This window comes from Streptomyces sp. NPDC043952, from assembly GCF_056435325.1.
Map to the genome: position 1 here is coordinate 96,727 of NZ_JBWKES010000006.1, position 23,824 is coordinate 120,550.

At 70.0% G+C, this 23,824-nt stretch carries 25 protein-coding genes and 1 tRNA gene; 11 read left to right on the forward strand and 15 right to left on the reverse strand.

Annotation, left to right across the window (positions count from 1 at the left end):
* Positions 1-6 precede the first annotated feature (6 nt).
* Positions 7-144, reverse strand: a complete 138-nt coding sequence (gene rpmH, locus AC069R_RS09140) for a 50S ribosomal protein L34 (protein ID WP_003956500.1) — start codon at positions 142-144, stop codon at positions 7-9.
* 362 nt (positions 145-506) lie between these two features.
* On the opposite strand from rpmH, the gene dnaA reads away from it, so the two are divergent.
* Positions 507-2,483 (forward strand): chromosomal replication initiator protein DnaA, encoded by a 1,977-nt coding sequence (dnaA, locus tag AC069R_RS09145; protein ID WP_478765856.1) that lies wholly within the window; start codon positions 507-509, stop codon positions 2,481-2,483.
* 114 nt (positions 2,484-2,597) lie between these two features.
* Here the strand turns inward: dnaA and AC069R_RS09150 are convergent, their stop codons facing one another.
* Positions 2,598-3,200: a hypothetical protein gene (locus tag AC069R_RS09150; RefSeq protein ID WP_478765858.1), complete on the reverse strand. Its 603-nt coding sequence runs from the start codon at positions 3,198-3,200 to the stop codon at positions 2,598-2,600.
* 904 nt (positions 3,201-4,104) lie between these two features.
* On the opposite strand from AC069R_RS09150, the gene dnaN reads away from it, so the two are divergent.
* The 8 genes from dnaN (at position 4,105) to AC069R_RS09190 (ending at position 14,100) form a co-directional block, all read left to right on the forward strand.
* On the forward strand, positions 4,105-5,235 hold the full coding sequence (gene dnaN / locus AC069R_RS09155; RefSeq protein WP_397985045.1) for a DNA polymerase III subunit beta: 1,131 nt from the start codon (positions 4,105-4,107) through the stop codon (positions 5,233-5,235).
* A 183-nt stretch (positions 5,236-5,418) separates the two neighbouring features.
* Entirely contained in the window at positions 5,419-6,294 is an 876-nt protein-coding gene (gene gnd, locus AC069R_RS09160) for a phosphogluconate dehydrogenase (NAD(+)-dependent, decarboxylating) (protein WP_478765860.1), read from the forward strand.
* A gap of 105 nt (positions 6,295-6,399) precedes the next feature.
* Entirely contained in the window at positions 6,400-7,557 is a 1,158-nt protein-coding gene (recF, locus tag AC069R_RS09165; protein WP_478765862.1) for a DNA replication/repair protein RecF, read from the forward strand.
* Positions 7,554-8,090: a DciA family protein gene (locus AC069R_RS09170; RefSeq protein ID WP_478765864.1), complete on the forward strand. Its 537-nt coding sequence runs from the start codon at positions 7,554-7,556 to the stop codon at positions 8,088-8,090. The genes recF and AC069R_RS09170 overlap by 4 nt, the downstream gene beginning before the upstream one ends.
* A gap of 421 nt (positions 8,091-8,511) precedes the next feature.
* Positions 8,512-10,554 carry a DNA topoisomerase (ATP-hydrolyzing) subunit B gene (gyrB, locus tag AC069R_RS09175; protein ID WP_471062386.1) on the forward strand — a complete coding sequence of 681 codons (2,043 nt, stop codon included), beginning with the start codon at positions 8,512-8,514 and terminating at the stop codon, positions 10,552-10,554.
* A 42-nt stretch (positions 10,555-10,596) separates the two neighbouring features.
* Positions 10,597-13,191: a DNA gyrase subunit A gene (gyrA, locus tag AC069R_RS09180; RefSeq protein ID WP_397985040.1), complete on the forward strand. Its 2,595-nt coding sequence runs from the start codon at positions 10,597-10,599 to the stop codon at positions 13,189-13,191.
* A gap of 18 nt (positions 13,192-13,209) precedes the next feature.
* Positions 13,210-13,935, forward strand: coding sequence for a DUF3566 domain-containing protein (locus tag AC069R_RS09185; RefSeq protein WP_478765866.1), 726 nt, complete (start codon positions 13,210-13,212; stop codon positions 13,933-13,935).
* 88 nt (positions 13,936-14,023) lie between these two features.
* Positions 14,024-14,100: transfer RNA gene (locus AC069R_RS09190), tRNA-Ile, on the forward strand.
* 55 nt (positions 14,101-14,155) lie between these two features.
* Here AC069R_RS09190 and AC069R_RS09195 read toward each other — a convergent pair.
* The 13 genes from AC069R_RS09195 to AC069R_RS09255 all read right to left on the reverse strand — a co-directional run bounded on the left by AC069R_RS09195 (position 14,156) and on the right by AC069R_RS09255 (position 21,849).
* Entirely contained in the window at positions 14,156-15,313 is a 1,158-nt protein-coding gene (locus tag AC069R_RS09195; protein ID WP_478765868.1) for a tyrosine-type recombinase/integrase, read from the reverse strand.
* A complete protein-coding gene (locus AC069R_RS09200; protein WP_070028864.1) occupies positions 15,313-15,501 on the reverse strand; it encodes a helix-turn-helix domain-containing protein in 189 nt (62 codons plus the stop codon). The genes AC069R_RS09195 and AC069R_RS09200 overlap by 1 nt, the downstream gene beginning before the upstream one ends.
* Complete coding sequence (gene repSA / locus AC069R_RS09205) at positions 15,498-16,889, reverse strand: replication initiator protein RepSA (protein ID WP_478765870.1); 1,392 nt, start codon at positions 16,887-16,889, stop codon at positions 15,498-15,500. The genes AC069R_RS09200 and repSA overlap by 4 nt, the downstream gene beginning before the upstream one ends.
* A complete protein-coding gene (locus tag AC069R_RS09210) occupies positions 16,886-18,088 on the reverse strand; it encodes a DNA cytosine methyltransferase (protein ID WP_478765872.1) in 1,203 nt (400 codons plus the stop codon). Before AC069R_RS09210 ends, repSA begins: the two co-directional genes overlap by 4 nt.
* The gene (locus AC069R_RS09215; RefSeq protein WP_478765873.1) at positions 18,085-18,255 is read right to left on the reverse strand and encodes a hypothetical protein; all 171 of its coding nucleotides are present in this window, start codon (positions 18,253-18,255) and stop codon (positions 18,085-18,087) included. The genes AC069R_RS09210 and AC069R_RS09215 overlap by 4 nt, the downstream gene beginning before the upstream one ends.
* 5 nt (positions 18,256-18,260) lie before the next feature.
* Positions 18,261-18,443, reverse strand: a complete 183-nt coding sequence (locus AC069R_RS09220; RefSeq protein ID WP_478765874.1) for a hypothetical protein — start codon at positions 18,441-18,443, stop codon at positions 18,261-18,263.
* A gap of 91 nt (positions 18,444-18,534) precedes the next feature.
* Positions 18,535-18,768, reverse strand: a complete 234-nt coding sequence (locus tag AC069R_RS09225) for a hypothetical protein (protein WP_388312525.1) — start codon at positions 18,766-18,768, stop codon at positions 18,535-18,537.
* Position 18,769: 1 nt separating this feature from the next.
* A complete protein-coding gene (locus AC069R_RS09230; protein ID WP_478765876.1) occupies positions 18,770-19,090 on the reverse strand; it encodes a SpdD protein in 321 nt (106 codons plus the stop codon).
* A 17-nt stretch (positions 19,091-19,107) separates the two neighbouring features.
* Positions 19,108-19,293 (reverse strand): mobile element transfer protein, encoded by a 186-nt coding sequence (locus AC069R_RS09235; protein ID WP_046418866.1) that lies wholly within the window; start codon positions 19,291-19,293, stop codon positions 19,108-19,110.
* Positions 19,294-19,314: 21 nt separating this feature from the next.
* Positions 19,315-19,983, reverse strand: a complete 669-nt coding sequence (locus AC069R_RS09240; RefSeq protein WP_478765878.1) for a DUF2637 domain-containing protein — start codon at positions 19,981-19,983, stop codon at positions 19,315-19,317.
* 5 nt (positions 19,984-19,988) lie between these two features.
* On the reverse strand, positions 19,989-20,162 hold the full coding sequence (locus AC069R_RS09245) for a hypothetical protein (RefSeq protein WP_478765880.1): 174 nt from the start codon (positions 20,160-20,162) through the stop codon (positions 19,989-19,991).
* A gap of 14 nt (positions 20,163-20,176) precedes the next feature.
* Complete coding sequence (locus AC069R_RS09250) at positions 20,177-21,517, reverse strand: FtsK/SpoIIIE domain-containing protein (protein WP_478765882.1); 1,341 nt, start codon at positions 21,515-21,517, stop codon at positions 20,177-20,179.
* Between the two features lie 2 nt (positions 21,518-21,519).
* Positions 21,520-21,849 (reverse strand): SCO3933 family regulatory protein, encoded by a 330-nt coding sequence (locus AC069R_RS09255; protein WP_388108766.1) that lies wholly within the window; start codon positions 21,847-21,849, stop codon positions 21,520-21,522.
* A gap of 152 nt (positions 21,850-22,001) precedes the next feature.
* Here AC069R_RS09255 and AC069R_RS09260 point away from each other — a divergent pair, with 152 nt between their 5' ends.
* Complete coding sequence (locus tag AC069R_RS09260) at positions 22,002-22,370, forward strand: GntR family transcriptional regulator (RefSeq protein ID WP_388312530.1); 369 nt, start codon at positions 22,002-22,004, stop codon at positions 22,368-22,370.
* A 234-nt stretch (positions 22,371-22,604) separates the two neighbouring features.
* Positions 22,605-23,819: a helix-turn-helix domain-containing protein gene (locus AC069R_RS09265; protein ID WP_478765884.1), complete on the forward strand. Its 1,215-nt coding sequence runs from the start codon at positions 22,605-22,607 to the stop codon at positions 23,817-23,819.
* Positions 23,820-23,824: the final 5 nt, after the last annotated feature.

Genomic DNA, 23,824 nt, shown 5'->3' on the forward strand with positions numbered 1-23,824 from the left:
CCGGGATCAGGCGGACAGACGGGCGCGACCCTTGCTACGGCGGGACGCGAGAATCGCGCGGCCGGCACGGGTGCGCATACGCAGCCGGAAGCCGTGGGTCTTCGCGCGACGACGGTTGTTCGGCTGGAAGGTGCGCTTGCTCACTCGGGGGCTCCAGAAAGAATCGGTAGTGGCGGGGTGCCGTCCTGGCTGTCACCGTGCGCCCACGAGTAGCTCGCGTCACGCCCGAGTGCACCGCTTCCCGATCACCTGACGCGATCTGTGCCCATCGGAGGCAGGCGGCAGCAGCCATCGACAACTCGACCTGGTTACGGTACGCGGGGCTACGCCATCCGGTCAAACCGAGTGTCGCTGGGAGACACTGTCCACAGGCTGGGGACAACAACTTGAATGCTACCGGCCGCGCTGACTACCGTGGCTGGACTCCGATTCGTTCTTTTGTCCCCCGCCCCGGCGGGTTTGCCCCGCCGACCACCCGAAATTCACCCCGTGAGAGAGCGTGCCCTGTGGCTGACGTACCTGCCGATCTTGCCGCAGTGTGGCCACGTGTACTGGAGCAGCTCCTCGGGGAGGGCCGCGGACAGGGTGTCGAGGTCAAGGACGAACACTGGATCCGCCGCTGCCAGCCGCTCGCGCTGGTCGCGGACACCGCCCTGCTCGCCGTACCGAACGAATTCGCGAAGGGCGTACTGGAGGGCCGTCTCGCGCCGGTCGTCAGCGAGACGCTGAGCCGCGAGTGCGGCCGCCCCATCCGCATCGCGATCACCGTCGACGACTCCGCGGGCGAGCCCCCGGCGCCGAGCACGCCGCAGCCGGCCCCCGCGCGCTACGAGGAGCCGGAGCTGCCCTCCGGTCCGTCGTACGAGGGCTACGGCCGCCACCGCGCGGAGCAGCATCAAGGCGGCGAACCGTCCTCGCGCGGCGACCAGTTGCCCACGGCGCGCCCGGCCTACCCCGCCGAGTACCAGCGTCCGGAGCCCGGCGCCTGGCCACGTGGCGGACAGGACGACTACGGCTGGCAGCAGCAGCGGCTCGGCTTCCCCGAGCGCGACCCGTACGCCTCGCCGTCCTCCCGCTCCCACCTCCAGGACCCCTACGGCCCGCCGGTCCACGACTACCGGGACCGGCCCTCCTACGAGCAGCAGCGCGGCGAGTACGACGGCCCGCGCGAGCGCGGGGAGCGGGGCGAGCGCCAGGAGTACGAGCCGTCGCGCCCGGACTACGACAAGCCGCGCTCCGAGTACGAGCGGTCGGACTACGACCGTTCCGACTACGAGTCCTCGCGTGCCGAGTACGACCAGCGCGACCCGGTCCGCCGTGAGCTGCCCGAGCAGCCGATGGGCGGCGGGCCCGCGCACCGGGGCGGGACCGGGCGGCCGGACGGCTCCTCCGCGGGGGCGGCCGGGCCGATGGCCGCCAAGCCGTCGCCCGCGGGCGGTCCCGGTGAGCCGACGGCGCGGCTGAACCCGAAGTACCTCTTCGACACGTTCGTCATCGGCGCGTCCAACCGGTTCGCGCACGCGGCCGCGGTGGCGGTCGCGGAGGCGCCGGCGAAGGCGTACAACCCCCTGTTCATCTACGGGGAGTCGGGGCTCGGCAAGACCCATCTGCTGCACGCCATCGGGCACTACGCGCGCAGCCTCTATCCGGGCACGCGGGTGCGGTACGTCAGCTCCGAGGAGTTCACCAACGAGTTCATCAACTCCATCCGCGACGGCAAGGGCGACAGTTTCCGCAAGCGGTACCGCGAGATGGACATCCTGCTCGTGGACGACATCCAGTTCCTCGCGGACAAGGAGTCGACGCAGGAGGAGTTCTTCCACACCTTCAACACGCTCCACAACGCCAACAAGCAGATCGTGCTCTCCAGCGACCGGCCGCCCAAGCAGCTGGTCACGCTGGAGGACCGGCTGCGCAACCGCTTCGAGTGGGGCCTGATCACCGACGTCCAGCCGCCCGAGCTGGAGACGCGGATCGCGATCCTGCGCAAGAAGGCGGTGCAGGAGCAGCTCAACGCGCCGCCTGAGGTGCTGGAGTTCATCGCGTCCCGGATCTCGCGGAACATCCGTGAGCTGGAGGGCGCGCTGATCCGGGTGACGGCGTTCGCCTCGCTCAACCGGCAGCCGGTGGACCTGGGGCTCACCGAGATCGTGCTCAAGGACCTGATTCCGGGCGGGGAGGACTCCGCGCCGGAGATCACGGCCACGGCGATCATGGCGGCGACCGCGGACTACTTCGGGCTGACCGTCGAGGATCTGTGCGGGACCTCGCGGGGACGGGCGCTGGTGACGGCCCGCCAGATCGCGATGTATCTGTGCCGGGAGCTCACGGACCTGTCGCTGCCGAAGATCGGAGCGCAGTTCGGGGGGCGGGACCATACGACGGTCATGCACGCCGACCGGAAGATCCGGGCGCTGATGGCGGAGCGGCGGTCGATCTACAACCAGGTGACGGAGCTGACGAACCGGATCAAGAACGGGTAGCTCGCGGCTGGCTTCTTAGGGGGTACCTGGGGCTGGCCGGGGGTGGGTCACGCTTACCGGCGTTGGCCGGATGCCTCCCCCAGGGTGCCCCCAGCGCCCACCCCTCAGCAGCCGTCAGTAGAGATCCCGGTCGTCCGTCTCCCAGACGCCTTCGTGGCGGACGCAGCCGCCGTCGGCGACGAGGCGGCCCTCGCCGGGGCGTCGGCCGGGGCTCAGCGACAGCGTGACGCCGTGGTCGTCGGTGGTGTGGATCTCGCGCAGGCCGGTCGCCTCGCCGGTGACCGGGTCGGTCACCGGGTCCGTCGTCACCTTCCACCCCCGCTCGGACCACCGCCCGCGGAGCCCGGCGACCGCCGCGCGGTACCCGGCGTCGCCGTCCGGGAAGTCCGGGGCCCAGGAGACGGCCGGCTGGTCCCGGCTGATGCCGTCTCCGTCGACTCCGAGGTCGTCCACGCAGGACGTGCTGCTCCTGGACTCGTCCAGGATGACGGAGTCCGGATCCGAGCCGAGGAAGCGCACCGTGTCCTCGCCTGCGGCCCGCGTCTCGCGTACGTGCTCCAGGAACTCCGCCTCGGAACGGACCGGTCCGCCCGCCATGGCGCCGCAGCCCGCGGCGATCCCCAGGACCAGGAGCACCCCGGCGGCCCCGGCGGCGGACAGTCCCACGGCCCGGAACGAGCGGCGGGAGGCGGGAGCGGCGGAAGGAGTGGGCGTCATGGAGCCATCCCAACGCCGCCACCGGGGCCGCCGACACCGTCGCCCTACTCAGTTCCGGTACTCACAACGGCCGGAGAACGGCCCCCGCACAGCCCGGTACGGCGGTCCGCTCGCCGCCGCGGGCGTCCACAGGCGTCGCCGGCTGTTCGATTTCTCGTCGGGTTACGGCCTCCCTCCACAGATTCGGGGACTTTCTTTCTTCCACACGGTGGGGATGGTGAAGTTGTCCCGAGGTGTGTCCACAGGGAAGCCGGGGAGATCGCGTCGGTGCAGCTCAGGTGGCTGTGGAATCGTGGACGACGATGATCCACAGGCTGTGGACGAAGAGATCGTCCACAGGGTGTGCATGAAGTTGTCCACCGGCAACCCACAGGCTGGGGGCGGTTGTCCCCAGTGTGGCGCGGCTTCTCCACATGGCTGTCCACTGTTCGGCAACGCGACGCACCCTCTCACCGCGTCGAGTGAAAGGCGTCACACAAAGGTGCCGGGTTGGGGTGTGGGAAACCCGGGTATTCCTGGGGACACAGCTGGGGAGAACTGCCCTCGTCCTGTGGGCGAGGTGTGCAGAACTTTCCGTTCTCCACAGACACCCGCAGTTGTCCACCGCCTCCACCCACAGGCCCGGTGGACAAAAAACATGCGCTGAGCTGGGCAAACGTGGTTATCCACGGTATCCACAGGCCCTACTACTACTCCCGACTAGAGAGAGCTCGGCAATCGCTTTGAAGCGGGGGCTGTGCACAACTCGCTGTTTCGAGCCCGACTGCCGCTCGGACCGACTTGACCCCGACGGGCACCTACTGTCAGTGCGGTGCGTCAGACTGGTCCCCGGTGTCCTTCCCTTCGCAGTGGGCGGTGACACCGAGTCGGAGGACTCAGAAGCAACAGCAGGAGGCGGCTTACGGTGAAGATCCGGGTGGAACGCGACGTACTGGCGGAGGCAGTGGCCTGGGCGGCACGCAGCCTGCCTGCCCGTCCGCCGGCGCCTGTGCTCGCCGGCCTGCTGCTGAAGGCCGAGGACGGCCAGCTGAGCCTGTCGAGCTTCGACTACGAGGTCTCGGCGCGGGTGAGCGTCGACGCCGAGGTCGAGGAGGAGGGCACCGTCCTGGTCTCCGGCCGGCTGCTGGCCGACATCTCCCGCGCGCTGCCCAACCGCCCGGTGGAGATTTCCACAGACGGTGTACGGGCGACCGTGGTCTGTGGATCGTCCCGGTTCACGCTGCACACCCTCCCGGTGGAGGAGTACCCGGCGCTGCCGCAGATGCCGAACGCGACCGGCACCGTGCCCGGCGAGGTCTTCGCCGCCGCCGTCTCCCAGGTGGCCATCGCCGCCGGCCGTGACGACACGCTGCCCGTGCTCACCGGTGTCCGCATCGAGATCGAGGGCGACACGGTGACCCTGGCGTCCACCGACCGCTACCGGTTCGCGGTCCGCGAGTTCCTGTGGAAGCCGGAGAACCCGGAGGCCTCCGCGGTCGCCCTGGTGCCCGCCAAGACGCTGCTGGACACCGCGAAGTCGCTCGGCGCCGGGGACAGCGTGACGCTGGCCCTGTCGGGCTCGGGCGCGGGCGAGGGCCTCATCGGCTTCGAGGGCGCGGGCCGGCGTACGACCACCCGCCTGCTGGAGGGCGACCTGCCCAAGTACCGGACGCTGTTCCCGACGGAGTTCAACTCGATCGCGGTGATCGAGACGGCGCCGTTCGTGGAGGCCGTCAAGCGTGTGGCGCTGGTGGCCGAGCGGAACACCCCGGTGCGGCTGAGCTTCGAGCAGGGCGTGCTGATCCTGGAGGCCGGTTCCAGCGACGACGCACAGGCTGTGGAGCGGGTCGACGCGCAGCTGGAGGGCGACGACATCTCGATCGCCTTCAACCCGACGTTCCTGCTGGACGGCCTGAGCGCGATCGACTCGCCGGTCGCGCAGCTGTCGTTCACCACGTCCACCAAGCCCGCGCTGCTCAGCGGCAAGCCGGCGCTGGACGCGGAGGCCGACGAGGCCTACAAGTACCTGATCATGCCGGTGCGGCTCAGCGGCTGACCGCAGCCGGCCGTCGTCCACAGGTGTGCACGGAGCCGGGCGTCCCCGAGGGCGCCCGGCACCCCCGCCGGGTGGCGCCGGATGAGCGCCGGAGCCCACAACTGTGCGTGAACGGGGCCGTTTAGGCTCGGGGCGGCACTCTCGTGCCCCAGACGCCAGCAGCGACCCTAAGGAACACAACTGATGGAGCTCGGTCTCGTCGGCCTCGGCAAGATGGGCGGCAACATGCGCGAGCGGATCCGCCGCGCGGGCCACACCGTCGTCGGATACGACCGCAACCCCGACGTCGCGGATGTCCACAGCCTGGAAGAACTCGTGGACAAGCTCAGCGCTCCGCGCGTGGTGTGGGTGATGGTCCCGGCCGGTGAGCCCACCCAGTCGACCGTCGATCAGCTCGCCGAGCTGCTGGAGCCCGGCGACGTGGTCGTGGACGGCGGCAACTCCCGCTGGACGGACGACGAGAAGCACGCCGGGGAGCTGGCCGCCAAGGGCATAGGCTTCGTGGACTGCGGCGTCTCCGGCGGCGTCTGGGGCCTGGAGAACGGATACGCGCTGATGTACGGCGGCGACGCCGAGCACGTCGCGCGGGTGCAGCCCGTCTTCGACGCGCTCAAGCCGGAGGGCGACTTCGGCGCGGTGCACGCCGGCAAGGTCGGCGCGGGCCATTTCGCGAAGATGGTCCACAACGGCATCGAGTACGCCATGATGCAGGCCTACGCCGAGGGCTGGGAGCTGCTGGAGAAGGTCGACTCCGTCACGGACGTCCGTGAGGTCTTCCGCTCCTGGCAGGAGGGCACCGTCATCCGCTCCTGGCTGCTCGACCTCGCGGTCAACGCGCTGGACGAGGACGAGCACCTGGACGGCCTGCGCGGTTACGCACAGGACTCCGGCGAGGGACGCTGGACGGTGGAGGCCGCGATCGACAACGCGGTGCCGCTGCCCGCGATCACCGCGTCGCTGTTCGCCCGGTTCGCCTCCCGCCAGGAGGACTCGCCGCAGATGAAGATGATCGCCGCGCTGCGCAACCAGTTCGGCGGCCACGCCGTAGAGAAGAAGTAATCCACAGGGTCGCCCGGCGATCCACAACCCGTTCGTCAGCTCGTACGTCAGCCCGCACGTCTCATCGGCCCGTACGCCGCGCGGAAGGAGGTCGGCGCACCGACCATGCACGTCACGCATCTCTCGCTGGCCGACTTCCGCTCGTACGCGCGGGCCGAGGTGCCGCTCGACCAGGGCGTCACGGCCTTCGTCGGGCCCAACGGCCAGGGCAAGACCAACCTGGTGGAGGCGGTCGGTTACCTGGCGACCCTGGGCAGCCACCGGGTCGCCACCGACGCGCCGCTGGTGCGCATGGGCGCCGAGCGCGCCGTCATCCGGGCGCAGGTCCGCCAGGGCGACCGGCAGCAGCTGATCGAGCTGGAGCTGAACCCCGGCCGCGCCAACCGCGCCCGCGTCAACCGGTCCCCGCAGGGCAGACCCCGCGACGTGCTGGGCATCGTACGGACCGTGCTGTTCGCGCCCGAGGACCTCGCCCTGGTGAAGGGGGACCCCGGAGAGCGGCGCCGGTTCCTGGACGAGCTGATCACCGCGCGGTCCCCGCGGATGGCCGGGGTGCGCTCCGACTACGAGCGGGTGCTCAAGCAGCGCAACACGCTCCTGAAGACCGCGGCGCTGGCGCGCAGGCACGGTGGGCGGAGGGGGGCACCTGCCGGGCGGGCGGATTCGAGTCCGGGGGCGGACTTGTCCACCCTCGACATCTGGGACCAGCACCTCGCGCGCGCCGGTGCCGAGCTGCTCGCCCAGCGGCTCGATCTGATCGCCGCGCTGCGGCCGCTGGCCGACAAGGCGTACGAGCAGCTGGCCCCCGGCGGCGGACCGCTCGCGCTGGAGTACAGGCCGTCCGCGCCCGGCGAGGCCCACGGCCGCGAGGATCTGTACGCGCAGCTGCTGGCCGCCCTGGCGGAGGCGCGCAAGCAGGAGATCGAGCGGGGCGTCACCCTCGTCGGCCCGCACCGCGACGATCTGATCCTGAAACTGGGCCGGCTGCCCGCCAAGGGGTACGCCTCGCACGGCGAGTCCTGGTCGTACGCCCTCGCCCTGCGCCTCGCCTCGTACGAGCTGCTGCGCGCCGAGGGCAACGAGCCCGTCCTCGTCCTGGACGACGTCTTCGCCGAGCTGGACGCGCGCCGCCGCGAGCGGCTGGCCGAGCTGGTGGCGCCCGGCGAGCAGGTGCTGGTCACCGCCGCCGTGGCCGACGACGTCCCCAAGGTGCTGGCCGGGGCGCGGTACGCGGTCTCCGATGGGACGGTGGAACCCGTATGAGCGGCGAGAAGGACATCCCCGCGAAGAACGCCGGGCCCTCCGGTGTGGACCTCGCGCGCGTGGCGTTGCGCGCGGCGAAGGAGCAGGCCCGCGCGCGCGGCGACGCGGCCCGGCAGAAGAAGCAGGCCCGGCGGGGCGGCGGGCTGCGCTCCGGGGCGCGGGCCGACGGCCGCGACCCGATGGCGCTCGGTTCGGCGATCAACCGGCTGATCACCGAGCGCGGCTGGGAGACCCCGGCGGCGGTGGGCGGGGTGATGGGCCGCTGGCCGCAGATCGTCGGCGAGGACCTGGCCAAGCACTGTGTGCCGCAGCGCTACGACGAGGGCGAGCGGGTGCTCGTGGTGGCCTGCGACTCCACGGCCTGGGCGACCCAGCTGCGGCTGCTCGCGCCGGCCCTGGTCGCGCGGCTCAACGAGGATCTCGGCCATGGCACGGTCCGGCTGATCAAGGTGCTCGGTCCCGGCGGCCCGGCCCGCCGCTACGGCCCGCTGCGGGCGCCGGGAAGCACGGGTCCGGGCGACACCTACGGGTGACGTACCTCACGTCCCGGTGCCTCGCCGCCCCCCTCTGTCCTGCGGTTTCGCCCTCCGCGCGCCCTGGTGCGCACCGGTGCGGGAGGCGTACCGACCCCGGAGTAGCCAAGGGTTGACGGCCCGAAGCGCTGAGTGCCGCTGTGAGGCTCTTGGAGCCCCCTTCCGCATATCGGTACCCGCCCGAGACCGGTTCAGGGCGGCACATGGGGACTCAGGTACCGGCAAACCCCCATCGATGTCAGCGCTACCGGTAGACTGGAAGACAATCCCGCCCCAACGTGGGGACCGCCCGGGAAAAGCTGAGCAACGCTGATCAAGGCTTACCAACGCAACATGCCGCAGCCGCTCCGGCAGCCGTCCCCCACAGGGGGTGCCCCCAGGAGCCCGGCTCGTGCTGTGCCAGTGCCAGAAAGGGCGCTTCGTGGCCGATTCCGGCAACCCCAACGAGAACATCCCGTCCACCGACGCCGGCGTGCACGCCGAGGCCCCGGCGGCCTCGTACGACGCCAGCGCCATCACCGTGCTCGAAGGGCTGGACGCGGTCCGCAAGCGGCCCGGCATGTACATCGGCTCCACGGGCGAGCGCGGACTGCACCACCTGGTGTACGAGGTCGTCGACAACTCGGTCGACGAGGCGCTGGCGGGTTACGCGACCTTCATCGACGTGACGATCCTCGCCGACGGCGGCGTCCGCGTCGTCGACAACGGCCGCGGCATCCCGGTCGGCATCGTGCCCTCCGAGGGCAAGCCGGCCCTGGAGGTCGTCCTGACCGTGCTGCACGCGGGCGGCAAGTTCGGCGGCGGCGGCTACGCCGTCTCCGGCGGTCTGCACGGCGTCGGCGTGTCCGTCGTGAACGCCCTGTCCGGCAAGGTCTCCGTCGAGGTCAAGACCGACGGGTACCGGTGGACGCAGGACTACAAGATGGGCGTGCCCACCGCGCCGCTGGCCCGGCACGAGGCCACCGAGGAGACCGGCACGTCGGTCACCTTCTGGGCCGACCCGGAGATCTTCGAGACCACCGAGTACTCCTTCGAGACGCTGTCTCGGCGCTTCCAGGAGATGGCCTTCCTCAACAAGGGCCTGAACATCAGGCTCACCGACGAGCGCGAGTCGGCGAAGGCCACCAGCGGCGCGGACGAAGCGGGCGCGGACGAGAAGGCCGAGGTCAAGTCGGTCACGTACCACTACGAGGGCGGCATCGTCGACTTCGTGAAGTACCTCAACTCCCGCAAGGGAGAGGTGGTGCACCCCACCATCATCGACCTGGAGGCGGAGGACAAGGACAAGAGCCTGTCCCTCGAGGTCGCGATGCAGTGGAACAGCGGCTACAGCGAGGGCGTGTACTCCTTCGCCAACATCATCCACACGCATGAGGGCGGCACCCACGAGGAGGGCTTCCGCGCCGCGCTGACGTCGCTGATCAACAAGTACGCGCGCGACAAGAAGCTGCTGCGGGAGAAGGACGACAATCTCACCGGCGACGACATCCGCGAGGGCCTGACCGCGATCATCTCGGTCAAGCTCAGCGAGCCGCAGTTCGAGGGCCAGACCAAGACCAAGCTGGGCAACACGGAGGCCAAGACCTTCGTCCAGAAGGCGGTCTACGAGCACCTGAACGACTGGCTGGACCGCAACCCGAACGAGGCCGCGGACATCATCCGCAAGGGCATCCAGGCCGCCACCGCACGGGTCGCCGCCCGCAAGGCCCGTGACCTCACCCGCCGCAAGGGCCTGCTGGAGTCGGCGTCCCTGCCGGGCAAGCTGTCCGACTGCCAGTCGAACGACCCCACCAAGTGCGAGATCTTCATCGTCGAGGGCGACTCCGCCGGCGGCTCGGCCAAGTCCGGCCGCAACCCGCAGTACCAGGCGATCCTCCCGATCCGCGGCAAGATCCTCAACGTCGAGAAGGCCCGGATCGACAAGATCCTGCAGAACCAGGAGATCCAGGCGCTGATCTCCGCCTTCGGCACCGGTGTGCACGAGGACTTCGACATCGAGAAGCTCCGCTATCACAAGATCATCCTGATGGCGGACGCCGACGTCGACGGCCAGCACATCAGCACCCTGCTGCTGACCTTCCTGTTCCGCTTCATGCGGCCGCTGGTCGAGGCCGGGCACGTGTACCTCTCCCGCCCGCCGCTCTACAAGATCAAGTGGGGCCGGGACGACGTCGAGTACGCGTACTCGGACCGCGAGCGCGACGCGCTGATCGAGATGGGCCGCCAGCGCGGCAAGCGCGTCCGCGAGGACTCCATCCAGCGCTTCAAGGGTCTCGGCGAGATGAACGCCGAGGAGCTGCGCGTGACCACCATGGACCAGGAGCACCGCGTGCTCGGCCAGGTCACCCTGGACGACGCCGCCCAGGCCGACGACCTGTTCTCGGTGCTGATGGGCGAGGACGTCGAGGCACGCCGCCAGTTCATCCAGCGCAACGCCAAGGACGTCCGCTTCCTCGACATCTGAGTCGGTCTCAGCTGACCGCACAGGGAAGGATCTTCACCAGCAATGGCCGACGAGAACACTCCAGTCACCCCCGAAGAGGGCGGCGAACTCGCCATGCGCGTCGAGCCCGTCGGGCTCGAGACCGAGATGCAGCGCTCGTATCTGGACTACGCGATGTCCGTCATCGTGTCCCGCGCGCTGCCCGACGTCCGGGACGGCCTCAAGCCCGTCCACCGGCGCGTGCTCTACGCGATGTACGACGGCGGCTACCGCCCCGAGCGCGGCTTCTACAAGTGCGCCCGTGTCGTCGGCGACGTCATGGGCAACTACCACCCGCACGGCGACTCCTCCATCTACGACGCCCTGGTGCGCCTCGCCCAGCCGTGGTCGATGCGGATGCCGCTGGTGGACTCCAACGGCAACTTCGGCTCGCCGGGCAACGACCCGGCGGCGGCCATGCGGTACACCGAGTGCAAGCTCGCGCCGCTGTCGATGGAGATGGTCCGCGACATCGACGAGGAGACCGTCGACTTCACGGACAACTACGACGGCCGCTCCCAGGAGCCGACCGTCCTGCCCGCCCGCTTCCCGAACCTGCTGATCAACGGCTCGGCCGGCATCGCGGTCGGCATGGCGACCAACATCCCGCCGCACAACCTGCGCGAGGTCGCGGCCGGCGCCCAGTGGTACCTGGAGAACCCCGAGGCCTCGCACGAGGAGCTGCTGGACGCGCTCATGGAGCGCATCAAGGGCCCCGACTTCCCGACCGGCGCCCTGGTGGTGGGCCGCAAGGGCATCGAGGAGGCGTACCGCACCGGGCGCGGCTCGATCACGATGCGCGCGGTGGTCGAGGTCGAGGAGATCCAGGGCCGGCAGTGCCTGGTGGTGACCGAGCTGCCGTACCAGGTGAACCCGGACAACCTGGCGCAGAAGATCGCCGACCTGGTGAAGGACGGCAAGATCGGCGGCATCGCGGACGTCCGCGACGAGACGTCGTCCCGTACCGGCCAGCGGCTGGTGATCGTCCTGAAGCGGGACGCGGTCGCCAAGGTCGTGCTGAACAACCTGTACAAGCACACCGACCTGCAGACGAACTTCGGCGCCAACATGCTGGCGCTGGTAGACGGCGTGCCGCGCACGCTGTCCCTGGACGCGTTCATCCGGCACTGGGTGACGCACCAGATCGAGGTCATCGTGCGCCGGACCCGGTTCCGGCTGCGCAAGGCCGAGGAGCGCGCGCACATCCTGCGCGGTCTGCTGAAGGCGCTGGACGCGATCGACGAGGTCATCGCGCTGATCCGGCGCAGCGAGACCGTCGACGTCGCGCGCACCGGCCTGATGGGCCTGCTGGAGATCGACGAGATCCAGGCGAACGCGATCCTGGAGATGCAGCTGCGGCGCCTGGCGGCCCTGGAGCGGCAGAAGATCGTCCAGGAGCACGACGAGCTCCAGGCGAAGATCAACGAGTACAACCAGATCCTGGCCTCCCCGGTGCGCCAGCGCGGCATCGTCAGCGAGGAGCTGGCCGCGATCGTCGAGAAGTACGGCGACGACCGCAAGACCAAGCTGATCCCGTACGAGGGCGACATGTCCATCGAGGACCTGATCGCCGAGGAGGACATCGTCGTCACCGTCACGCGCGGCGGTTACGTCAAGCGGACGAAGACGGACGACTACCGGGCGCAGAAGCGCGGCGGCAAGGGCGTGCGGGGCACGAAGCTGAAGGAAGACGACATCGTCGACCACTTCTTCGTCTCCACCACGCACCACTGGCTGCTGTTCTTCACCAACAAGGGCCGGGTGTACCGGGCGAAGGCGTACGAGCTGCCCGAGGCGGGCCGGGAGGCGCGCGGCCAGCACGTGGCGAACCTGCTGGCCTTCCAGCCGGACGAGGCGATCGCCGAGATCCTCGCCATCCGGGACTACGAGGCGGCGCCGTACCTGGTGCTGGCCACCAAGTCCGGCCTGGTCAAGAAGACGCCTCTGAAGGATTACGATTCGCCCCGCTCCGGCGGTGTGATCGCGATCAATCTGCGGGAGCGGGAGGACGGCAGCGACGACGAGCTGATCGGCGCCGAGCTGGTCTCGGCCGACGACGACCTGCTGCTGATCAGCAAGAAGGCGCAGTCGATCCGGTTCACCGCCACGGACGAGTCCCTTCGCCCGATGGGCCGCGCCACCTCCGGCGTCAAGGGGATGAGTTTCCGCGAGGGCGACGAGCTTCTCTCGATGAATGTGGTGCGACCCGGTACGTTCGTGTTCACTGCCACCGACGGCGGGTACGCGAAGCGGACCCTCGTCGACGAGTACCGCGTCCAGGGCCGCGGCGGCCTCGGCATCAAGGCCGCCAAGATCGTGGAGGACCGCGGTTCGCTCGTCGGGGCGCTGGTCGTGGAGGAGACCGACGAGATCCTCGCGATCACTTTGTCCGGTGGTGTGATTCGCACGCGAGTCAACGAGGTCAGGGAGACGGGCCGTGACACCATGGGCGTCCAACTGATCAACCTGGGCAAGCGCGATGCCGTGGTGGGTATCGCACGTAACGCCGAGGCGGGGCGCGAGGCGGAGGAGGTCGACGGCGAGGACGCCGACGACATCGCCGCCGAGGCCGCCCAGGCCACCGGCACGGACGAGGGTGAGGCGCCCTCGGCCGAGTAGCACGAGGAGTGAGTCATCGTGAGCGGAGCCACGGGCGCCGGATCGGCCGGTACCTCCACGGGTACGGAGACGGACGGCGGCGGCCGTGGCTCCGCCGCGCATGCGGGGTCGGCCGGCGACCCGCAGACGACCAACCTGAAGCCGGTGCGGGCGTCCGCGGCGGACGCCTCCGGCACGTCTGCACCCCGGGGGGGAACTGTGACGGACACCCGAGGTTCGGCCGCGGCCGGCGAGGCGCAGTCGTCGTCTCCGCTCCCCGGCGAGCGGCGCCCGGAGCAGCCGGCCGGGCCGTACCACCCGCCGCAGGCCTACCCGGCGCAGCAGGCGGCCGGCGGGGTACGGCGCCCGCGCACCGGGGTGCGCACGGCGCCGCGTACCCGCAAGGCGCGGCTGCGGGTGGCCAAGGCCGACCCGTGGTCGGTGATGAAGGTCAGCTTCCTGCTCTCCATCGCGCTCGGCATCTGCACGATCGTCGCCTCGGCGGTGCTGTGGATGGTCATGGACGCGATGGGCGTGTTCTCCACGGTCGGCGGGACGATCTCGGAGGCGACGGGCGCGAACGAGGCGAACGGATTCGACCTCCAGTCCTTCCTCTCGCTTCCGCACGTCCTGATGTTCACGACGGTCATCGCGGCCATCGACGTCGTCCTGGCCACCGCGCTCGCCACGCTCGGGGCCTTCATCTACAACCTCTCCGCGGGCTTCGTGGGGGGCGTCGAACTGACCCTGGCCGAGGACGAGTGACGCCCGCCGGGAACCGATTTTGGGACTGACGTGGTCGTGCGCTAATCTTCAGGAGTCAGCGCGCGGGACACACACCGCAAAGCGCGGCGGGGCTATAGCTCAGTTGGTTAGAGCGCATCCCTGATAAGGATGAGGCCACAGGTTCAAATCCTGTTAGCCCCACCAGCGAGAAGACCCCCAGTCGATACCGGCTGGGGGTCTTTGACATCCATGGCTGACATCAGCCGATGAGCGGGTCTTCCAGAAGTTCCGCGAGGAGCGCGACCGCTTCCCGCTCGTCGTCGCCCACCACGTGGGTGTAGACGTCCATGGTCATGCTGATCTGGCTGTGGCGCAGGATGGCTTGGGCGACCTTGGGGTGCACCTTCAGGAAGGCGAGCAGGGTGCCGCAGGTGTGCCGGGCAAGCCGGACCGTGATGCGGCGGACGCCGGCGCGCTTCACGAGGCGGTCGAAGGTCCGCGAGAAGCCCACCGGGTCGATCATGCCGCCGTGCTCCGAGGAGAAGATCAGGTCGTGGTCAGGCTCCTGCGACCAGTGTTCACCGGCGATCTTCCGTTCCAGCTCTTGCAGCTCCCGCCGCTCCTCCAGGGCGCGGGCGCAGAACTCGGGGAGAGGCAGCACCGCCTGTGAGGATTCGGTCTTGAGGTCCTTGAGGACCAGGCCGACTCCCTTGACGCGCTGTACCTGCTTGACCGGGGTGAAGTGGCGAGCCTCGAAGTCGATGTCCTGCCAGCGCAGGCCCAGCACCTCACTACGGCGGAGCCCCAGCACGAGGACCAGGACACAGGCCGCGTAGAGGCGGTGGGCGCGGGACGCCCGCAGGAAGGCGACAGCCTCACGCGCGCTCCAGGCCTTGCCCTTGTCCTTGCTCACCTTGGGCATGTCCACCAGGAGGGCGACGTTGCGCGTAAGGATTTCCTCACGGATGGCCCGGTTGAGGGCGTTGCGCAGCACCCGCAGCACCTCGAAGCGAGTGGCGGCCCCGACCTCCTCACGCTTCAGCGTGGCCATGAACGCACGGATCTGCGCCGGCGTGAGCTTGGTCAACGGCTTCTTGGCCAGGTGCGGCAGCAGGTACAGCCTGATCTTGGACTCGTACTTGACGTAGGTGTTGTGCTCCCGTTCCGGCTTGACGATGTGCTCCAGCCAGTAGGTCAGCCACTCACCGAGCGTCCAGGCCCGCGAGGGCACCGGGATGCCGTTCCGCTCCTGCTCCTGGAGCTTGCCGAGCTTCTCGTTCGCCTCGTCCCAGGTCGCGCCGTAGACGTACTTCCGGACACGGTTGCCGTCCGTGTCGGTGACGTACGCGGCGCCCTGATAGCGGCCGTCCTTGCGCTTGGTGATGGTGCCCCCACCGTTGGGGCGACGCTTGGCCATCAGGCAGCCTCACCGATCTGACCAGTGATGAAGGCGCGCACCGCATCGGTGGGGATACGGCGGCAGCCGTCGACCTTGATGGACACCAGCCGGCGCGTGCGGATCAGGTCATAGACCTTGGTCCGGCCGACGTTGAGCCGTTCCATGACCTCGGGCACGGTCAGCAGTTCGGGCGTGGCGGTGGTCACTCGGTGACTCCTTCCAAGACGAGCAGGGTGGGTAGTTCCTCGCGGGCGATCTCGCGGTTGTGTTGGATGTCGCGGCGGATGTTGGCGGCGAGCCAGGATTCTCCGGGGGTGTGGCCGTGGCCGGCGTAGGTCCAGTGGGCGAGGGTGAGGGTGGTTGCTTCCTCGTCGTCGGGGTCGGGCAGGCCAAGGGCGGCTCGTTGCTGGGCGGCGCGGTAGTCGGCGCGGGTCTGGCGCAGGGCGCCGAGGGTGGTGGAGTAGCGGCGGGACTTGGTGGAGAAGTGGCCGCGGAAGCCGAGCATGTGGGCCCAGTCGCGGAGCTTGCGGTCCGGGTAGAGCGGGTGCAGGTCGAGGCACGCGGCGATGAGCCGGGCCGGGTGGTCGGGGACGCCGAGCAGGGCCAGGGCCTCTTTGTTGCCGATGCGGCGGTCGACGGTGCCGGTGGTCTCGGCTGCCTTGGTGGCGTACTTGGCGACGTAGGAGGCGACGGCCTGTTCGGTGATCTCCTGGCCGTCGCCGAAGGCGCGGATCGGCCGGACGTCGAGCTGGTCACCCCAGCGCAGCGTCCGGGCCGGTTGGTCCCCGGACGGGGGCACGTCGACGGCGACGCGGGCGGCGGCGGCGCGGATGGCGTCGGTGAGCAGGTCGAGGGTGGCCCAGGCCGGCGGTGGGGTGTCGGGGCCGTCGGGGCCGTCGAAGCGGATCACGGCGTGGAAGTGGACGGCACCGCGTTTCTGGTACTCGGCGACCTTGCCGAAGGACACGCGGGAGGCTTCGCGGGCGGCTTTCTGGGTGAGCCCGGCGCGCTTGGCGATCTCGCGGCGCAGGTAGATCGTGAAGTAGCGCCACAGGTCGGAGGCGTGGTTGTTCCACAGCACGGCGCCCGCGTAGTCGTAGGTGTCCGGGTCAAGGGGGGTGCCCAGTTCGGGGGCGTCTTCGGGGTGGTGGGTGCCGCAGCGGCAGGGACGGTTGCCGGGCCGGTTGTGGACTGGGCCGAACGAGGGCGCGGTGAGGGTGGCGAAGACCCGCGGGTGGTCGCGGATCGTGTCGGGTGTGCCTTTGGCGGGGTCGCCGACGAGGCCGGCGCGGATGAGGTGGTAGGTGTCCCCGGCGTAGGTCCAGGCGCAGGAGGGGCAGCGGGAGGCCCGCCGGTTGCCGCAGGCGACGCGGAGGACGCCGCCGGGTTCGGTGTCGGTGGAGTAGGAGTGCAGGACGTGCCCGGTGGCGCGGTCGCGGGTGACGGTGGTGCCCTGGAGGCGGATCGGGTCGGTGCAGCCGCCGGTGCGGCGGATCTGGTCCTGGATGCGGTCGAAGCCGGTGGACCCGGCCAGCCTCAGCAGATCGTTGAGGGTGGCCGGGTCCAGGCCCGCCATGGTGGCGGTGTCGGTCACGCGGCGGCCTCCAGCGCGGCGGGGACCAGGCTGCGCAGGGCGGCGGAGGCGAGCAGCGGCGGGACAGCGTTGCCGATCTGCTCGAACTGGCGGGTCTTGGTGCCCTGGAAGGGGTAGTCGGCGGGGAAGGTCTGGAGGGCGGCGGCTTCCTGGACGGTGATGCGGACGGATTCCGGACCGGCGGAGCCGTCCCTTTCCCACGACACGTCGTTGCTGGCCTTGGCGAACAGCAGGGTTGCGGCGGGCTCGTCGACGCGGCGGACGGTGGCGTTGCGGCGGTTGCTGTGCCGCAGGACCCACTGGCCGCCTGCCTTTGCCGTGAACGTGGGAGCGGGCGCACCGTGCGGATCGGTGGTCTGCCGGCTGCCGTCGGGCATCTGGTTGCGGTTGGTATGCAGGATCCAGGAGCCGCGCCGTTGGGCGTCCATCAGTGCCTTGCGGGCCGAGGTAGGGAAGGGTTCCGGTCCTCCGCTCTTGCCGCCGCCGGCGGTGACGGTGGGGACGGGGCGGTCAGTGGCGCCCCAGCCGAGGGCGTCGGCCATGGTGACCCACGGCGCCAGGGCGGGGCCGAAGAGGGTGTCGGGTCCGGGGTCCTTGGCGTGTGTGGGCTCGGGCGGTGTTGCGGTGCGGGTGCGGGAGGCGAGCAGGAAGGCCCGGCGGCGGGTCTGCGGGACGCCGTAGTCGGCCGCGTTGAGCACGCCGGTCCACACCGAGTAGCCGACGCGGCGCAGGATGACCGCGATGTGGGCGAACAGGGGCGCGACGGCGGGGACTTCCTCCAGGGCGATCCAGTCGGGGCGCAGTTCGAGGGCGTAGCGCAGCGGCTCGACGACGAGGAGGGAGCGGGGGTCGGCGCAGGCGGTGCGCAGTGCGGCGCGGGTGTCACTCCCGCGGGCGAGGTCGGCAAGGCCCTGGTGGCACAGGTCCATGTCGTCGTTCCCGGCGCGCAGTCCGGCGGCGCTGAAGGTCTGGCAGGGCGGGGAGGCAATCAGCCCGGAGACCTGCCCGCAAAGCGGTGCGGTGGGGTAGGCGGCGACATCGGCACGGATCGTGGTGTGCCCGGCGGCGGTGCGGGTGGCGCAGGCCGCCGGGTCGATCTCGATACCGACATCCCGAAGGCCCAGGGCGCGCAAACCCTCCGACCAGCCGCCAGGACCGGCGAACAGGTCAAGAACGCGGGACCGATGCACGGCGGTCACTTCTCGGCCTCCTTCGGGGTGTGGGCGTCGATCCACTCCTCGGCGCACACCTTGTGGACGGGCTTGCCGTTGTCGGAGCGCAGCGGGGTGGGCTTGGTGCAGAGCACGCACGGCTTGTCGCCGGACGAGTCGAAGTGGTCGGCGGAGCGCCAGTTGAGGAGCGCCACGGCGGTCACCTCCCGGCGCGGGCGAGGCCGGCGGCGGGGGCGGTGTGGCCGGTGCCCTTGCAGGCGGGGCAGGTGACGGTGAGGGTGGCGCGGGTGCCGTCGGTGTGGCGGGTGCCGGTGGTGATGGCGGCGGTGGCGAAGCCGTCGCAGTCGCGGCAGACGGGCGTGTTCTGGGCGTGCTGGGGCATGATGAGGGTTCCCTTTCGGGTCCGTTGGATCTGGATGGGATGCAGGCGCCGGGGCGGCGGTTCTTTGGCGAGAGAGCCGCCCCGGGGCCGTTCAGCGGCGGCGGTTGCGACCGCGCGGGATGGGCGGGATGGAGTCGTAGGACTCCTGGCCGGCGCGGAAGTCGCTCAGGTCCTTGACGTCCTTGTCGTTGCCGACCTGCCGCATGATCCGGTTCATGGCCTTGGTGTCGCGGTGGCGTCGGGCGATGGCGTACTCGCGGCCGAGTTCGACCATCTCCTCATCGCGGGCGGGCTCGGGGGTCGACTTGCGGCTGAAGATGCCCATGTCAGCGGCCCTTCTGGTTGTTGAGGAGCGAGCGGAGGACAACGGCGGTCACGGCGACGGACATACCGGTGATGGCGACCGCGAGGAGCATGGAGACCAGGACCGCGCCGACGACCAGGACCACGGCGGTGCCGCCGCCGACGAGGGCGAGCGTGCTGCCGGGGGTGAGCTGGATCGTGGGCCGGTTCGAGGCCGGAGCCGGGACGACCGGGACCGGGGCCTGAGCCAGCGTGAAGTTGGCCGGGGTGTGGTCGGACGTGGGCGCCGGGGCCGGGCCGGAGACGGGGGCGGTGTCCGGGGGCGGGTATTTCGGGGTGAACACGGGGTTTTCTCCTTCTCTCAGGCGGTGCAGCGGTGGGTGCGGGCGGAGAGTTCGGCGGCGGAGCGGTCGCGGTGTTCGGTGGAGAAGCCGCAGCCGGGGGCGGTGCAGGCGGCGGTGTGCCGGGTCTGGCCACGGCCGTTGTTGAAGGTGCCGACCTCGACCGGGCCGATGCGGATCACGTTGTAGAAGCGGTTCGGGCGCACAGGGTTCACCTCCCTTCCAGGTCAGGTGAGTTGGAGTTGCGCGGCGATGGCTTGGCAGGTCGGGGCGGGCAGGCCGAGCCGGGCGGTCAGCGTTTCGGCGGTGATCTGCTCGCCCGTCGAGTTGCGGTGTGCGTCAGCGATCGAGCGGGCGTGGTTGAGCAGGGCCGGCGGCACGGCCGGGGTGTCCGCGGGCGGCTTGGGCGGTGCCGGGGTCAGCTCTGGCACCGTCTCCGGGGCGGGTTCCGGGTCGGGGATGTCGGTGCGGTGCATCTCGACTTCCGGCGCCGCCGGTTCCTTGTCTTCCTCGTCCGGCTCCTGCTCTGGGGAGGCCGGGGCGGGGGCGTGGACGAGGAGGGTGCCGCCGAGGAACGCGAGGGCGGGCCAGCCGGCGACGAGGATGCGCAGCCAGGCGGGCACATGACCCAGATCGAGCAGGCCGGCGGTGGCGACGTTGGCGCCGAGTGAGGCGGCAAGGGCGATGGCGAACCAGGTCCAGGACGAGCGGTCCCGGCCGGCGCGAAGCCGACGCCAGGCGGCGACCAACAGCAGGTCGACCGAGACCGGATAGGCCCACGCCTTCCATCCGGACTGCCCCGCCGCCGCAGCCAGGTCGTGCAGGTGCGCGAAGGACAACGCCCCGGCGATCACGGCTTGGACGAGGACGGCATCAGGGCGGATCGAACGCGGCACGGTGATCACTCCCCGCCTGCGGGGGCTTCGCCGGTTCCCAGGCAGGTCAGGCAGAAGCCGGACTGCTTGCCAATCGCGCGGCGCTTGCGTCCGACGAGGACCGTGGTGGAGACCTCACCGTCTCCCCGGCAGTCCGGGCAGGGCACCGGCTTGGGCGCGGCCTTCTTGCGCGTGGTCATGACGTGTCCCCCCTTCAGTCCGTGACCGGGCGCGGCTTGACCAGCGACGGACCCGAGACCGGGGCGTCGGCGGGCACGTGCGGGCGGTACGGGTCGAGGGCGGGCAGGTCGGGGACGAGGTGGGCGAACTTCTGGCAGACCGCCACGACTTCATCGCGGGAGGTATGCGGGGTGCGGATCTTCGCCCAGCCCCCGGAGGAGTCGGCGGCAACCGCCGTACCGGGACGCTCCGCCGGGATCAGACCTGCGGCCACGACCGCATCCGGCGCCACGTCAGCGAGACCCATCTCGGCGGTCTGCTTGTCGTTGACCCGGTGCACCACCCGGCCGGTGAGCTGCGCACGGAGCATGGTCGCGCCCTTGCCCAGCTCGGAGCCGAACCGCTGCCCGCACACCTCCAGGTAGATCCCGACCGCGCGGGCCATCTGCGCGAGCCGGATCAACGCGGTGACGATCCGCTCCCGCCGCTCCTCGTCCTTCCGGGAGGAGATCAGGAACAGTTCCGCCACCTCGTCCACCAGGACGACGACCGGCACCGGCCGTAACTCCTCGGCCAGGTCCCACATGTCCGAGACGCCGTGCCGACTCAGCAGGTCGAAGCGGGACTCCATCTCCGACACCAGCACGTCCAGCAGCGAGGCCGCCTCATCCGGCGTGGTGACCAGGGCCGACAGCCGGGGCGCATACGCCGACTGCTCGACACCGCGCTTGCAGTCGATCCCGACCAGCGCCACCGGCAACGTGGCCAGGCCCTTGATCAGGTTGCGCTGGTAGACGGACTTGCCCGAGTTGTTCGCCCCGAGTGTCAGGGCCATGGGCACCTTGCGGAAGTCCCGCACGAACGCGGTGCCGTCCTCGCGCAGCGCCACCGGAACGGCCAAGCCGTCGGGGCGGGCCGTGCGGGGCATCCGGACGCGGCGCAGCACGTCATAGCCGGTCATGCGGAGCTGCACGAAGCCGGGCTTGGTCTCGGCGATGGTCACCGAGTGGACACCCCAGGCGTGCCGCAGCCGCTCCGAGGCGGCCACCAGGTCGGCCGGTTCCAGACCGGCGGGAAGCCGCAGCGTCACCCGCATCCCCGTCGACGTACCCCGCACCCCGCGGACCTTCGGCGGCACCGGCAGCACCTCACGCCGAGCCACGTTCCGGGTGAGGAACGCCCGCAGGCGCGACGGCTGGACCGTCAGCCCGCACACGTCCATCGTGGAGCGGTAGGTGACCGTGAACCGGCCCCAAGCGACCGGCAGGCCGACCAGCGACCAGTACACGCGCGGCGCGCGGACCTTCGCGACCCCGAGACCGCCGGCCCCCGCGAGGGCACCCGTGGCCTCCAGCACCATGGACAGATCCGTCATGGTCAGGCCGCCGAAGTGATCGCGACCGCGCGGAACGAGATGCCGTGCCGCTTCTGCCCGTTGAACTCGTTCTCCCAGTCCCGCGCCTTCAGCCCGACCACCTTCACCGGCATGCCCGGCGCCAGACCCTCCGAGAACCCGGTCTCCGGGATCGTGACCTGGTAGAGGTTCCCCTCCCCCTCGTCCGAGACCAGCAGGCCCACCGTCGACAGCGGCGCCCCGGTCTCACGGTCCATCGCCCGCTCACCCGTCTTCGCGTTGGCCAGCTTCGGCGCCGGCGCGGTCGCCACGAACACCACAGCGGTCGAAAGGTCGATCTTGAACGATGGCATACGTCACTCCTTGCGAGTCGGTACCTGTTGCACTTAGTGCGTCAGGCCTTCCGGGATCGAGAGTGCACTTGTTATGCCAAGTATGTCAAGTGGCTTCTCGACGGCGCCTGTCTCGGTGTGGTGCACTTGGTACGACAACCAGGAGAGGGGCTATGGCCGGGCTGACGGGACAACCGCTGTATCTGCAGATTGCCGATGAACTAAAGGGAGAGATCCGCTCGGGGGTGAGGCCCACGGGCGAAAAGCTTCCCTCTGAGTCGGAGCTGATGAAGCAGCACGACGTGTCGCGCACTGTCGCCCGACAGGCGATCTCCCGTCTCCGTGAGGATGGCTACGCGATCTCCCAGCAGGGGAAGGGCAGCTTTGCCGCACTGCCCGGCAAGGACCGGCCGGCGAAGCACAGTCCCGAGTTCGAGCAGATCACGGAGTACCTGTCCGAGGTCCGCCAAGACGTGCGCCGCCTTGCGGAGCGAATGGACCAGCTGGAGCAACTGGTACGGCAACAGGTTCCAGGGCAGTGACCAGCGCATCGGCTCGACGCGCCAGTTCTGCCACTTCGGTGCTGACCTGCCTTAGCTGGCTGATCAGTTCCCGTCGCTCTTCCGGGGTCAGCCCCACCACGGCCCCCTCGTTGCACTCGCGGTCTGTCAACTCCCTGATCTGACGGCAACGCTAGGACCGGCCCGGCTCACCATCCCGGAAATTTTCTCCGGGGTCGCGCGAAGAGACAGGGGGAGGCTCTTCCCATGCGAGGAATGACGACGAACCTGACGATTGGTGAGCGAGTCGCCTGGTACCGCCGCCGGCGCGGCATGTCCCAGGAAGTGTTGGCCGGCCTGGTCGGGCGTACGGTCGACTGGCTGAGCAAGGCCGAGAACAATCGGATCGAGCTGGATCGTCTGTCGGTCATCAAGACTTTGGCCGATGCCCTGGATGTCACTCTTGGGGATCTTCTCGCCGAGCCGACCCTCATGGAGTGGACGGCTGACAGCGGTACCCGGACGGTGCCAGCCCTTCGATCCGCGCTGATGAACTACCGGCAGCTCACGCCGCTTCTGGGCGTGACCACCGAGGGCGAGCCGACTCCGCTGGACGAGCTGAAGAGCAGCGTGGCCGAAGTCTGGGACGCCTACCAGGATTCCCGGTACGGCTTTGCGACCCGGCGTCTCCCCCTCGTACTGGCTGACGCGCTCATCACCGCCCAAGCCCAGCAAGGTCGGGACCGCGAGCGAGCGCAAGAGCTGATGGCGATGACGTACCAGGGCGCCGCCATGGTGTTGACCAAGGTCGGCGAAACGGATCTTGCGTGGATCGCGGCCGACCGCGGATTGTCCGCCGCTCAGCAGTCGGACAACATGGCTGTGACCGGCTCTCTCTTCCGTTCTGTGGCTCACTGCCTTCTGTCCAACGGTCGGTTTGAGGCCGCCGTGCAATTGGTCGGTGACGCTGCCGACTACCTGCGACCAGCGCTCAGGAATGCCGACGCCGAGTTCCTGTCGATCTACGGGACGCTCTTCCTCGCAGGCTCGATGGCAGCTGCCCGCGCCGACGACCGGGCCACGACTCGTGCCTTCCTCGGCGAGGCCGACCGAGCAGCACGGCAGCTCGGGCATGATGCCAACCACATGTGGACCGCTTTCGGGCCGACGAACGTAGCGATTCACCAAGTGGCTACGGCGGCAGAGCTGGGAGACATGCAGGTGGCGATGGACCTCGGCCCGCAGATCGACACCAGTGGTCTGCCGACCGAGCGCCGGACACGGCACAACCTCGAAGTGGCCCGCGCGCTCAGCGCACACAACCGGGCCGACGACGCCTTGTCGATGATCCTCGAAGCCGAGCAGTGGGCACCGGAACAGGTCCGCAGCCACTACCTTGCGAGGGAGCTTGTTCTTACCTGGGTCCGGAACCAGCGTGGTCGGCCCAGCCGCCCCCTGGCCGAGCTTGCCCACCGGCTGCATGTGGTCTGAGATCG

What these genes read in the sequence shown, in the direction of transcription:
- AC069R_RS09150 (WP_478765858.1), bottom strand. Translation starts at nt 3,200, where the DNA reads ATGACGCCCACTCCTTCCGCCGCTCCCGCCTCCCGCCGCTCGTTCCGG.
- gnd (WP_478765860.1), top strand. Translation starts at nt 5,419, where the DNA reads ATGGAGCTCGGTCTCGTCGGCCTCGGCAAGATGGGCGGCAACATGCGC.
- recF (WP_478765862.1), top strand. Translation starts at nt 6,400, where the DNA reads ATGCACGTCACGCATCTCTCGCTGGCCGACTTCCGCTCGTACGCGCGG.
- AC069R_RS09170 (WP_478765864.1), top strand. Translation starts at nt 7,554, where the DNA reads ATGAGCGGCGAGAAGGACATCCCCGCGAAGAACGCCGGGCCCTCCGGT.
- gyrA (WP_397985040.1), top strand. Translation starts at nt 10,597, where the DNA reads ATGGCCGACGAGAACACTCCAGTCACCCCCGAAGAGGGCGGCGAACTC.
- AC069R_RS09195 (WP_478765868.1), bottom strand. Translation starts at nt 15,313, where the DNA reads ATGGCCAAGCGTCGCCCCAACGGTGGGGGCACCATCACCAAGCGCAAG.
- AC069R_RS09220 (WP_478765874.1), bottom strand. Translation starts at nt 18,443, where the DNA reads ATGCCCCAGCACGCCCAGAACACGCCCGTCTGCCGCGACTGCGACGGC.
- AC069R_RS09225 (WP_388312525.1), bottom strand. Translation starts at nt 18,768, where the DNA reads ATGGGCATCTTCAGCCGCAAGTCGACCCCCGAGCCCGCCCGCGATGAG.
- AC069R_RS09245 (WP_478765880.1), bottom strand. Translation starts at nt 20,162, where the DNA reads ATGACCACGCGCAAGAAGGCCGCGCCCAAGCCGGTGCCCTGCCCGGAC.
- AC069R_RS09250 (WP_478765882.1), bottom strand. Translation starts at nt 21,517, where the DNA reads ATGACGGATCTGTCCATGGTGCTGGAGGCCACGGGTGCCCTCGCGGGG.
- AC069R_RS09255 (WP_388108766.1), bottom strand. Translation starts at nt 21,849, where the DNA reads ATGCCATCGTTCAAGATCGACCTTTCGACCGCTGTGGTGTTCGTGGCG.
- AC069R_RS09260 (WP_388312530.1), top strand. Translation starts at nt 22,002, where the DNA reads ATGGCCGGGCTGACGGGACAACCGCTGTATCTGCAGATTGCCGATGAA.
- AC069R_RS09265 (WP_478765884.1), top strand. Translation starts at nt 22,605, where the DNA reads ATGACGACGAACCTGACGATTGGTGAGCGAGTCGCCTGGTACCGCCGC.